General features: G+C 30.5%; 13 protein-coding genes and 1 pseudogene. All 14 read right to left on the bottom strand.

The annotated features are described in order from the left end of the window. Positions 1-2: 2 nt before the first annotated feature. Positions 3-878 (bottom strand): N-acetylneuraminate synthase family protein, encoded by an 876-nt coding sequence (locus RH82_RS01795; protein ID WP_034057547.1) that lies wholly within the window; start codon positions 876-878, stop codon positions 3-5. 5 nt (positions 879-883) lie between these two features. Beyond that, positions 884-2038, bottom strand: coding sequence for an acylneuraminate cytidylyltransferase (locus tag RH82_RS01790; protein WP_034057546.1), 1155 nt, complete (start codon positions 2036-2038; stop codon positions 884-886). An 88-nt stretch (positions 2039-2126) separates the two neighbouring features. After that, positions 2127-2582 carry a hypothetical protein gene (locus RH82_RS17600; RefSeq protein ID WP_052158158.1) on the bottom strand — a complete coding sequence of 152 codons (456 nt, stop codon included), beginning with the start codon at positions 2580-2582 and terminating at the stop codon, positions 2127-2129. Positions 2583-2675: 93 nt separating this feature from the next. Next, a pseudogene (locus tag RH82_RS18720) lies at positions 2676-3020 on the bottom strand (glycosyltransferase family 2 protein); the annotation flags it as partial. 13 nt (positions 3021-3033) lie between these two features. Next, entirely contained in the window at positions 3034-3729 is a 696-nt protein-coding gene (locus RH82_RS01780) for a sulfotransferase family 2 domain-containing protein (RefSeq protein WP_034057545.1), read from the bottom strand. After that, positions 3726-4874 (bottom strand): glycosyltransferase, encoded by a 1149-nt coding sequence (locus RH82_RS01775; protein WP_034057543.1) that lies wholly within the window; start codon positions 4872-4874, stop codon positions 3726-3728. Before RH82_RS01775 ends, RH82_RS01780 begins: the two co-directional genes overlap by 4 nt. 3 nt (positions 4875-4877) lie before the next feature. Beyond that, the gene (locus tag RH82_RS17590; protein ID WP_052158156.1) at positions 4878-5945 is read right to left on the bottom strand and encodes a glycosyltransferase family 2 protein; all 1068 of its coding nucleotides are present in this window, start codon (positions 5943-5945) and stop codon (positions 4878-4880) included. A gap of 201 nt (positions 5946-6146) precedes the next feature. Next, entirely contained in the window at positions 6147-6938 is a 792-nt protein-coding gene (locus RH82_RS01765) for a glycosyltransferase family 2 protein (protein ID WP_034057541.1), read from the bottom strand. Then, complete coding sequence (locus tag RH82_RS17585) at positions 6935-7873, bottom strand: glycosyltransferase family 2 protein (RefSeq protein WP_052158155.1); 939 nt, start codon at positions 7871-7873, stop codon at positions 6935-6937. Before RH82_RS17585 ends, RH82_RS01765 begins: the two co-directional genes overlap by 4 nt. Before the next feature lie 98 nt (positions 7874-7971). Next, positions 7972-9075, bottom strand: coding sequence for a glycosyltransferase family 4 protein (locus RH82_RS01755; RefSeq protein WP_034057540.1), 1104 nt, complete (start codon positions 9073-9075; stop codon positions 7972-7974). Then, positions 9072-9998 (bottom strand): glycosyltransferase family 2 protein, encoded by a 927-nt coding sequence (locus RH82_RS01750; RefSeq protein ID WP_052158154.1) that lies wholly within the window; start codon positions 9996-9998, stop codon positions 9072-9074. The genes RH82_RS01755 and RH82_RS01750 overlap by 4 nt, the downstream gene beginning before the upstream one ends. Then, positions 9995-11074 (bottom strand): glycoside hydrolase family 99-like domain-containing protein, encoded by a 1080-nt coding sequence (locus RH82_RS01745; protein WP_034057537.1) that lies wholly within the window; start codon positions 11072-11074, stop codon positions 9995-9997. The genes RH82_RS01750 and RH82_RS01745 overlap by 4 nt, the downstream gene beginning before the upstream one ends. 9 nt (positions 11075-11083) lie before the next feature. Further along, positions 11084-11947, bottom strand: coding sequence for a sulfotransferase domain-containing protein (locus tag RH82_RS01740; protein WP_034057536.1), 864 nt, complete (start codon positions 11945-11947; stop codon positions 11084-11086). 72 nt (positions 11948-12019) lie between these two features. After that, a complete protein-coding gene (locus tag RH82_RS01735) occupies positions 12020-12847 on the bottom strand; it encodes a glycosyltransferase family 2 protein (RefSeq protein WP_052158153.1) in 828 nt (275 codons plus the stop codon). Positions 12848-12852 lie beyond the last annotated feature (5 nt).

Below are 12852 nucleotides of genomic sequence, written 5' to 3'. Positions count from 1 at the left end.
TATTATCCTTTTTGGTTTTTTAATTTATCGCGTTGCACTTGCTCAATGGGTAAGATGTCTTGGCTTTTAAAAGCTAAAGCATCGTGAACGGCTCTTAAGTCTCTAGATAGCTTACGTAAACCCATAGGTTCTAAAGACGCTGAATGGTCTGTCCCTTTCCACGTTCTATCTATTGTATAATGTCTTTCTATAATATTTGCACCCAAAGTATAGGCGGCAACATCTACTGCAATTCCTAAATGGTGTCCAGAAAAGCCAATATGTTTTACGTCATCTTTATATTTATCTAACAAGAGGTTTATATCTAATAAACAGACATCATTAAATGGCACTGGATAACCAGATGTGCAATTATAAAGCACTAAATCTTTATTTCTATTGTGCTTTTTAAACAGGTTAACCAAAGCGTCAATCTCCTCTTTGGTTGTCATGCCTGTTGAAATATGAAGTTCTCCTTTATAGTTTTTGCACAACCAATCTAACATGGCAGTATTATTATTACAAGCCGACGGTATTTTTATAAATTCTGGATGCAATGCTGCTATTTCCTTTGCAGATGTCACATCCCATACTGAAGTAGAATAGGTAACGCCTATGTCTTCACAATAGTCTTTTAATTCTTGATGTTCCTTGACATCGAATTCTAAATATTCCCTATGCGCTCCATAAGTATCACCATAAGAATTTAAAGGATTTGGATGTGGGTCATTATATTGTTCTTTAGTTAATAACTCTTTGTTATTACGTTTTTGAAATTTCACAGCATCTACATTACAGAAGATTTTAGCGACTTTAATTAGTTCTTTAGCAAGTTCCATTTCGCCTTTGTGGTTACAACCAATCTCAGCAATAATGTATGGTTTTTTATAGGTATTCATATTTTTTAAAATCTTTTATTATAGTTCAAAATAAACTGGCAAGCTTCTCTAATTGCACCAGCTCCTGATGGTTTAGACAACACGACATCGGCATGTTGCTTTACAGTATCTGTGGCATTATTTGGCGCTAGAGCCCAGCCAACACTACATATATTCGTCAAATCGTTAACATCGTCTCCAATGTACGCGAAATTTTTAATCGATAAGTGGTCTTCTTTCAATATATTCTGCAGTAAACTGTACTTGTCTTTTACGCCTAAATACACGTGTTCAATATTTAATTTCCGCATCCGTTTGGCTACCAATTCAGAGTTTTCCGAAGTCATAACCAGCACTTTAACATTAAATTGTCTAAGGATTTCTAATCCCATACCATCACGCATATCAAAACTTTTGGTATGCTCTCCATCTTTAGTATAGGTTATTGTTCCATCTGTAAAGACACCGTCTACATCTAAAACAACATGTGTGATTTGTGCGGCTTGTTTTTCTCTTTTCTGTCGTTCAATTAGTAATTGCTCTACTGCAATCCAATCTGTTTCTGTATCTATTTCTAATAGCGAATCTTCAGGCATTTTCACAAGAGCTGTTTTCTCTCCTATTCTATTCTTATGTGCTTTTAGCGCCGCTTTTGTGGTTGTATATACAGCACCATTCTCTATTAATAACCCATCAAAATCTTGACGTCTAGGCCGTTTTTGCGGATTATAATTTAGCGCTTCACCTTTAGTATTCCAAAGAAAACGATGTGTATTTACGACGGTTAAAGCAGAGTCAGAATCCCCATCAAGAGCCTTTAAACAATCATTTATATTTTCTCTCTTTGTAAAAGGAGAAGTCGCCTGCAATAAGCAAAAGACCTCGAAATTGTAATGTATAGACTCACAATATTCAAGCATTGCCATTTCTGTAGATGCTGTATCGCTTGCACTTTCGTTACTTCTTAAGTGTGCTTTTACTTTAGTGGTCCATGGGTATTCTTTACCAATAAAATCTATAATATCTTGATCGTCTGTAAAAACAATAATTTCATCCAATTCCGAAAAAATAGCCTCACCTAAAACCCAAGTAAACAAAGGTCTTCCAACCATTTTACGCTTGTTTTTATTGCGAATGCCTTTTGAACCTTTTCGCAGTGGAATGAATCCTATTTTTTTCATTGGTTTAACAGTGTTGCTTTTTTTTACAATGTGCTAAAATACATTTTTTAGGCATGAAACTATAAAAAAATAAGATAAAGGTAACTTATTAATAAAGACTTCTGTATAAAGTCATTAAAAACCGTTTTGATAGATCCGAAAAATTAGTATTAGGCAAAAGTTTTATAAATAATACAGTTGCTTTTATAAATTGTTTACTATTAATAAAAGCACTCATTACTTGTATCTCATGATTTACTATACTTTCTTTTATTACTCTTTTATTATTAAAAAAAGTTTTGTCGTGATACATGTCTTTTAAAATACTAAGATTGGTTATACTAACCATTATCGCATTTTTTCTCATGTTAGATGAAATACCTATATCCTTTCTATAATTAGCAGTAATCTGATTTAAAAACTTAATTTTAGAGCCGTCATTTACCGTTAACAAATAAATTGGCCAGTCGCCATAAGGATATTTCTCTATCCATTTTGGTATTTCTTTTTGATTAAAATTATTTTTAAAAAGAGTCGTTACAGAAGCTATATAATTACCTTTCACTAAATCCTTAAATTCTGAAACGTCTAATTTATCAACTTTGGGAGGTACAATTACATTGTTTTCATATAAATCGTTTTTATTCGTAAATACTATTGAGAAATCATTATTAGCCTCTAAAAAATCAACTTGATTTTGTAATTTATTTTCATCAACCCAAAAATCGTCTCCATCACAAATAGCAATATACTTGCCATCACATTCTTTTATTGTTCTTACAAAATTTCTTATTAATCCAATATTATTTTCTTAAGTAATTATTTTTATTTTCTCAGTATTTCCCTTTTGAAAACTTTTAATAACACCTAAAGTATTATCTGTACTAGAGTCTTCACCTATAACAATATTAATTGGAAATGATGTTTTTTGATTTAGTATGGAATTTATAGTTTGCCCAATGTAAGCCTCCTGGTTATAAGCCAAAACAAATACGCTTACCATATTTTTGGGTGCATCAAGCATAAAAACCCAAGCTTTTTTTTAAATTAAAAAAACGTTCTTTATTGTCCTCAAATTGATAATCAAATTGTTCGATATCATTTTTATAAAATTGATTAAATACGGTCATTAATTCCTTTGTATAATAATTAGAGTAATGCACTTTCTTTTTTTTGGATTTATTAATATGTAAATTGGTTGTATTCATTAAACCTATTCTTTTACAAATAAGAGCTAAATCTTCATTAAAATTTTCAAAACGACCTATAAAGTCCATTTTCAAATGACCTTCAGTATCAAAAAAATCTGTTTGGGGTATTGTGTGATCACCTCGATAATACAACTTACTTTTATCGTTTAATATAGCTTTAAATCGCCCTTGTTTTAATAAATAATTTTTAAAGCTATCTTTTACTTTTCTGTCATTCATCATCCAAAAGTAATCTGAAACTGCTCTATCCCATGGATTCCTAACAAAAGTAAATTTACAATAACTATTCCAGACCTCCTCACTTACCAAACCTGTTTCCAATAATTGATGCGCAGTAGCGTGTTGCATAAAAAAATTTCGCTCCGGACACCAACCATGTAGTTTATCATAATCTACATCTTTCCAACTAATTACTTCATCGGGAAATAATAAATATTTAATTGTAGTACCAGCACATTTAGGAATATGAATAAAAATGCATTTATGCTTATGACTTATCATTTGTTTTGTTTTAATACTAAATTATATGCTAATAACACATTTTGTTTCACTGTTTCTCTTTCAAAAACACCTTTCACGTGGTTTTGATTTATTTTAAAAGCTTCTTCTATTACATCTGTCTGAGCTAAAACTCTTAAAATGTGTATCTTAATTTCTTCGATATTTTCGCAATCTTGAATTAGCAATCCATTTTTGTTATGCGTAATTACTTCTGCTGTTGCGCCACCTGGATTAGATTGTATTGGAAAAGCCCCCATAGAAATGGCTTCTAATAAGGTATTTGGCATACCATCAGAATTACTATTACCTATATAAATTAGAGCTTTTCCCATGAGTTCTAAAATAACTTCATGACTAAGGAACTTAGATTTTGAATACACAGATAAATGTAATTCTTGAAGTTTTTTACTGCTCGCAATATAACTTTGAACCTCTACATCTGCTCCAAAAACAACAATTTTATAATGAGAGAGTTCCACGGTTATATATTCTAAAGCCTGTAACACTTCTATTGCCCTTCCAGATCTTCCTTGGTAACCCTTAACCAAAATAATCTTACGCTCTAAAACTGGTGTTTGTATATATTTATCTGAAACTGAAAAATCATAACCTCCTCCTCCAGGAAACGTTCCTAAAACTTCACCTTTAAACCCTAAGTCTTTTGCTAATTGCACATCTCGTTTACAATCTGTAAACAAGTAATTTAGTCTTGGCAGCACCATTTCAATATCTTTTCTATATTCTGGCAACTCTTTAAAGTGATACAAATCACTTCCCCAAGAAGAATAAACCCATTTTAAAGCATGATACTTTTTCATAACATTTAAAATTGGCGTACAAGAAATATAGAGTACAAAACTATGTACTACATCCGGTTGCACATCCAACAGTACGCTTTCGAATGCTTTTGCGGTATCATTTTCTAAGGCTTTATAAACTTTAGGAAGTTTATTCTTTAAAAAGTGTCTTCCTTTTAGATTAGGGAATTTTTGTTTCCAACCTTGAAACGCTTTCACCCAAGATAAACTTGGCACTTGCGCTCCATCTTTAATATCGAACCAAAAAACCTCATGTTCACCATCTATTAACTGATTGGTCCAGCGTTGAAAATGAATAGAGTTCATAGAAACCATTAATATTCGCATTGCTTATAATTTAATGGTTAAAGCGATAGTGTTTGTATCTCTATTAAACTGATATCGATACGCTTGGTTTCTAAACTTACTAATAATACATTCTAAAATGGTATCATTTAGCACTTGCATGCTATCAAAAGTCATGCTTTTTTTACCTAAGAGTGCTTTTGCTTTCTGTTTGGTGGATTTATACGCGTTATGTGTAGCTATAGAAAGTGTAACAACTTTATCTTTTTCTACTAACAAAACACAATTAATAAATGCTGATAATTGCCCTGTTTTGTTGGTGAGCGTATAATTTCTTTCAATTGTGTTTAGCTTTTGGTAGTCGTCTTGATTATAAACGCCCCAATTATATTCTGTATTTGCTATTACTTTTTTTGTTGAAATGACTAAGTCTAAATATGCTGCATTAATTTGCTCTAAACTACTATGAAACGGAGTAACATCATTTTTAGTTCTGTAATTTTTAGGGTGCCATTGGTGCAACATTAAGACGCGTTCGGTATAAAATTCAACGTGATGTCCAGCGTTTTGCAAACGTATATGCACATCTGTATCTTCACTTCCCCAACCATTAAAAAATTCATCGTAACCATTAATAGATTTTAATAGAGAAGTGTTATATAAGGTCATACCCGTAGCTTCTTTTTGAGATTTAAAAGCAATCTCGTAATCTAAAAACGCCTTGTTTGTTTTAGTTTCTGTTTCACTTAGAAAGCCGACTTGAAAATAGGTTGTAGTCTTATGGTTTGCTTCTTTATGTAAAATAGTAATAAACTCCGGATGGTATAACATATCGATATCTCCAACAAAACAATACGGTGTTTTAATTCTTTTTAAAGCGATATTAATAGCTCTAGACTTACACCATAATTGCAATCCTGTTTCGCATCGCATTAGTGTTACAAAACTATAGTAGTTTAGCACATTTATTAATTCACTTTCATATTTAGAAGCACTGCCATAATCTACTAAAACTACTTCAAATTCACTATTGAGTTGATTCGCTAGAGACTCTAAACAGTTTTTTACAGTGTTTAGTTTTCTGTTTCTGTATGTTAAGATTATGGTTATCATTTCAGAATTGATTTCTAGTAATAAATAATGTTATATGCCTTTTTTTAAAAGCATTCTATGTTGCACTGTTTTCTCGAATAGTTAAAAGCCATTTCTAGAAATGTTATTTTCAATCTTAATTAATTCTGAAATAAATAGCATTAATTATGTGTCATTTTGTTTAAATTTTCAACTACGGGTGTTAAAGTCTCGACCTTAACATCATCTTTTGCTCGTTTTATTAAGCGTATCTTTAATTTGAAATTTTATTTTTAAGAATTTCAATTCATTATAAATATTTTGAAAAAAAGAGCTCATATTAATTATTGTCATTTTGTAAACACTAGAAGCAACAATTTTAAAATAAGACGAATATTTTTCTCCATGTAATTGATAATCCGCAATGGTCTCGTGTTTAAAGCGATTTAAATTAGAAACTTCTGTGCGCCGAGCAAAATAAAAGAATGTTTCTGCCACATCTTTTATTAAAAACCCGTGATCTACAACAGTTTTAGACCAATATTTATCTTCGCTAGCCACCAATGCTTCATCAAATTTATATTCTTCCCAAACTGATTTATTTACCATTGCACAAGCTGTCATCAATCCATATTTTAAAGGGTTCTTAACTTGATAGTCATTTTTATGCGCTCTAATATAATTCTCAAAGGAATTCACAAATCTAATCCCAGCGACTTTACTATTATTCTCAAAACTAGCAATTGCAGACTTAAAAAAAGAAGATCCAATTGGTATTGCATGAGCGCTTAGAAGCAGTACGTATTTAAATTTAGCTTCATTAATCCCTAAATTAGTGGCTTTCCCATAAGTAAAATGACTGATCGTTACAATTTTACATCCATATTTCTCAGCAACTAAAACACTATTATCTGTAGATTTGTTATCTACCAAAATAATTTCTCCTATATCATTTGAATACAAACTTGTTAATATACTAAGTACATGAGCTAAAGCCTTAGCTTCATTTTTATTTCTAATTACAACAGATATCATAAGCTCAAAATACGTTTTATTACTTTATACGGATAATAAAATGCCAAATTACTTATTAAACGTTTCATTTTTTTTGTCTTAAACGACAAATAAATAATATGCCCTAATGCTGTAATACTGAACTTTATTTTAAAGTTGAATATTAAATATTCATAATATGAATAAAAATCATTTAGTAATAAAGCGGCATTCTCTTTATCCAATTTATCATGTTTTTTTAGCATTTTTAAAACGGATGCTCTTGCTAATAAACTACCAATAATATAATTGGTATTTAAATTATTCTTTATGGAGCCTGGAGTCCACCTAACATACGATAAGCATTGGTCTTTAAAAACAAATGTTTTACCTGTAATAATAGCATTTAAATTAAACTCCCAATCCTGAGCACAAGCAAGCGTTTCATTAAAACTTAAAGTCTTTAAGCTTTCTAATTTCCACAAGGCATCCCCAGTATGCCATCCTGCTTTCAAGGCGATAAAATCAGAAATTAAGTTGTTAGATGTTAATTGTTCTCGCCAAAGTTTATAAGGTTTTTTACTTATAAAATTATAATGACTGCTATTTGTTACTGTTGCATCAATAGTAGTTTTATTACTAAACATGTTAATATGCTGTTGCAATTTTTCTTCAAGCATAACATCATCACTATCATACCAAATAATAAACTCTCCATTACTTACTTCAAACCCATAATTACGTGCAGCATTACCGCCTTTTAGTCTCTCCTTTGGTCTTTTATGGTATTGAAATCTAGCATCTTTTTCGCAATAAATTGCTATTACATTTTCTGTATTATCGCTACTACCATCATCAACCACAATACACTCCCAGTTTGTATAGGTTTGCGCTAATACAGAGTCTAATGTATCCCCAATAATCTGTGCTCGATTGTATGTTGGAATTATTATGGAAATTAACGGCTTTATATGCATTTTTATGTTTAATGGGTCAATATACTGAATGTTTCATATCTCCTAAATATTAACAGAATAAAACACAAATATAATAGATAAGAAAGAGTACATAATTATTAAACTTTGCTTGCTTCTTCTAGAATATCTTGTAGGTTTTTAATATGCCTTGCTACACTATAATGCTTTAATATATGTTGTTTCCCATTATTACCCAATTGTTGAGCATAAGTAATATCATTTAAAACTTGCATCATGTTGTTAGCCATAGCTGAAACATCGTGTTCTTTACATAACAAACCAGTTTCACCGTGTTCAATAACATCAGGGATTCCAGCATGATTAGTAGATATCACAGGTAAACCAGCTACACTAGCTTCTAAAACTGCTAATGGCGTACCTTCCATATCACCATTTTTAGCTCTAATAGAATGTTGGACAAAAGCTAAAGATTCTTCTAATATTTGACGATAGCGTTTTGGTGAAATAACACCTAAAAACTGAACCTGATTTTCTAGGCCATAATATTTAACTATATTCTTGCACATATTAAGTAAAACACCATCTCCAGCAAGAAGTAAAAGCGCATCTGGATGTTTGTGGGCTACTTCTTTAAAAGCCATAATAGTATAATACGGTGCTTTTTTATCTGTAAAACGACCAATACCTACAAATTGTTTTTTAGAAAATTTTGGTTGAATAGCTTCAAACTCTCGTTGTGGACCATATACGTTATAAACCAGCTTATCTTTTGGACAACCCAACACTAATAACATTTTTTTCATTTTAAGAGAAACAGCTATAATCTTTGTAGCAAAACTAAAAATATCTTTATAGCTTTCACATTTCGTTATAGTCTTATAAACACTCGCATCATAACCATGAAAATGCACGACTACAGCCAAGTCACTAGATTTTAAAAGAGATAATAATTCATGAGCATGTGTACCGTACTCTATCAACACTACATCAATAGCATTTTTTTTTAAGGAGGTTAAGATCTCTTGTTCATTAATATAAATAAAAGAATAGTTATTTAATTTACGAATAATTCGATAACGCCATTCCAATGCTTTTGGCACCAACCTATCTTGACCTTCTAATTTAATGTACCCCTTAGATCCATAATAATAAAACACATTATCTTTTAAGTGATTTTTATGCGCTTGAATAAAAGTTTCAGAATATGGATTTTGACTGGGTGAAAAAATAGCTATATTCATAATTTAAAAGTTTTATACTTTAAAAATTTTAATATTAAAGTGAAATTATTGTGCTGTTCTAGTTTTATAAAATAAAAATTCGGTTTCAAAAAACTCCATTTTGTATGTATTTCAAACCATCTTTGATACATACTTCTATTTAATTCAATATTATTTATTTGATGTTTATCAAATAAATAATCCCTGATATATTTTTCCTCTATTAATCTATTTTTAATTTTATGAGAAGAATTATGATTTCTAGTAGACGTATTGTGCTGTCTGAAAAAATTTAAATTTTCGTTTATAAACTTTATATTTGTGTATTCACTAATTTTTATCCAAGCTAGCCAATCTCCACACATGTTCATGTTAACCAGTACATCATCAAATGTATTATTACTAATTAAATCTTTTTTAAAGACAACTGCACTTGCATTCGGGATGACATTTTTAACAGATAAATAAAAACTAATAAATTGTTTCCCTTCAATTCTAAAAGAAGATTTCCAAATATTAGATTTAAAATTTTTTGTATAGCTCAATCGATTGTTGCGTATTTCACTTTCATTATTAACGTCGGTAGTTTGAACATAATATACACCAATATCCACTTCAATATTTACTATAATAGTATTCAAAAAGTTTAGATCACAATAATCATCACTCTCCGCGATCCAAACATAATCACCTTTTGCTAATTTTATGCCCTTTTCCCATTGTTTAAATGGTGAACCAGAGTTTTCTGTATTGACTACCAAATGAGAAACCTTATCATGCTTTGCATAATGATTTAATAATTCCACACTATTATCTGTCGAAGCATCATCCAATAAAATAACCTCAAAGTTTTGATACGTTTGATTAAAAACGGAATCTAATCTCTGTGACAAAAATTTTGAATGGTTGTAATTTGGAACAATTATGGAAACTTTCGGGTTCAATTTTCTAAAGCTTTTTTAGTTGCTTCGAGATAAGCTTTGCCATACTTTATGCAAGGTTCTAAGTGGTTCCCTTCTGCCCATTCATTCATCGCGTTAATAAATATAAAATTTTCATCTTTACTATAAGGCTTGAAATTATCAACAGTATGTTTTAACCAATCTAAATATAATTCAGGACTACTTCCGTTAGCAACAATTCCCTTTTCATTTTTTCTTGCCGTATTATCCCAGGAAGGCGTTACACCTCGAAATAACTTATAACCTGGCAAGACTCTGTCTTTACAACTTTGAACACCTAATTTAAAATCGCGTACATCTACTCTTAAAGCTTCTTTGCTTTTTTTCAAGAAACCCAATAGAGATTTCTTTTGTTTAGCCTCTACTTTATGTTTGATGACAGCATGCGGAGAAAACTCAATAGCCGCATCAAAACCTATCGTATTTGGAGGTGTTTTTTCTCCAAAACTTTCAGCTATGCACAAATACAAGTCTTCGTATCCAAATTCATTTTTAGCAATGTCTCGCCAAATAGCGGCTGTCGCTTCTATATTTGGAAATAAATTATGTCTATAAATTACAAATACAGGTTTACCATCTACTTTAATATATCTTTTATCGGAAAAAACATGTTGACACAGCCAGCGCATATGTGCTTTATCATCTTCCAAGCTATACTCCTGATGCATAAGCACATCGTCCTCTCTTCCATCCCATCTGCGTGTCCAGTTTTCATTAGCCCAGCAAAACATAAAAGGCATGTTTAACTCTTTTTGTTTTAGCATCCCGTCTAAAGGCTGATTTAATAATCGCTTACCATTAAACCAATAATGGTAATGACAAAAACCATAAATACCATAAGCTTTTGCTAAATCGGCTTGCGCTTTACGAGCTTCTGGCAATCGCAAATCATAAAACCCTAAATCTGTAGGTAAATGCGGTTGATAATGCCCTTCGAATAAAGGTTTCGCTTTCGTTACATTAGTCCATTCTGTAAATCCTTTTCCCCACCAAAGATCATTTTCTGGAATTGGATGAAACTGAGGTAATACAAAGGCAATTGGTCTCAATTTTTTCATTTATTATCTTTATTTTAACCAATTACTTAAGTCACGATCCAAGAAAATAGACAACTTTTCAATTTCATCTTTGTATAAAGATTGTAATAACATTTTATCTTTCTTTTTCATTTTTGGTTTACTAAAAATATAATTTTTAATAAAACTAGGAATTACGTTGGTATAAGGGATAATTTTATTTGTTTTTTTTAAAAACTTATGGAAAGGACGTATTTCAACGCTAGCATTAGTATTATATTTTTTTTTAAAATTTGGTTCAAAATCTGCAGACACATCTAAAAAACAGCAAATATCTTGATACGTCTTTAACAGATTTGATCTCATATCTTCATTAAGAAATATTTTTAATTGCTTGTCTTTAAAAAGAGCTTTATAAATCTGTAATGATTTTAAATAGCGCCCTAAATAAATATATTGCTTGCCTTGAGGCAAATCTTTACCGTTCAACTCGTCTTGAAGTGCTTGAGTAAAAGTTCTCGTTTCTTCTCCCCAACGCACATACATTAAATAGTTTGAAAACGCCCGTTCAACAGGGTTTCTAAGAATAGCAATCAACTTCATTTCTGGATTAAAATCATAAATATTAGCCGCACAATTTGGATTTGCTAAATAAGAGGTCGATGATTCACCAGCTGCTTTAAAATTCTCACTTCCTTTAAAAAGTTTTTTATAAGATTCTAGCGATTTTATAACTCGAACTGTTCTAAACTTTTCGTCAGCACCTTGTTTATTATAATGATTGAAGAACATAGGCTCTTTAACAGTTGTTTTGAATATTTCAGGATGCTCAATTAGATACTGAAATAATGAAGTGGTCCCTCCCTTATTAGCTCCTATTATTAAGAAGTTTGGAGATATAGAGTCATTTATCATTATTTATCTTTTTTAAAATTAAAATTTACCCAGATTACAGGAACTGTAAATTAGTAGCCTAGTTTTCAAAAACTAATACTTTACAAGGTATAACATTTTGCGAATTATTTTTAAAGCTTTCAACGCAATAACAACTGTATTATAAAAAGAATAAGCTAAATACTTATTCTCTAATTTCGATGAATTTACAAGTTCTGATATAATTTTAATTAATTTATTAGTTTTTAATTTAAATAGTCCATGCTTAAATAGAATTTTCGACTTATCTCTATTAAAAACCAAATCAACATATTGGTCACTAAACCCACCTTCTGCATAATTTGCTACGATTAGATCTACATATTTACTTTTTATCTTAGATGAAAAAAACCATCTTATATTATGATCCCAATCGGCTAATGCTTTATATTTTAAATTAAAATCACCAATCTCTTTAAAGACACTCTTGCTAAAAAAAATAGCCTGATGTCCAATATTCTTAGTTGTTAATTTTTCATAAGTAAACGCACCATCGTATTTACTTCCATATTTAGTACTACATACAGACCCATAAACAACATCTGCATTTGTATTTTTGATTTCTGTATATATATTTGAAAGCACATCCTTATTGTAAAAAGTATCGTCGCTTCCTAAAAAAAACAAATAAGCGCCTTTGGCTCGGGCAATCGATTTATTCATAGCATCATAGATGCCAGAATCTTTCTCGCTAAAAACTTTAATTTTCGGGTTGGTTTTTGCGTATTGCTGAGCTAACTTAGCTGTATTATCTTTAGAAAGACCATCCATTATAATAACTTCATAGTCATTATAGTTTTGTTCTAAAATACTATTTAGTGATTCGGGAAGTAATTTTTCAACATTATAAGTTGGAATAATAATTGTGAAAAATGGATTCATAGCAG

The organism is Lacinutrix jangbogonensis, from assembly GCF_000797445.1.
Lineage (GTDB): Bacteria > Bacteroidota > Bacteroidia > Flavobacteriales > Flavobacteriaceae > Lacinutrix > Lacinutrix jangbogonensis.
This window is presented reverse-complemented; position numbering and strand designations above follow the sequence as displayed.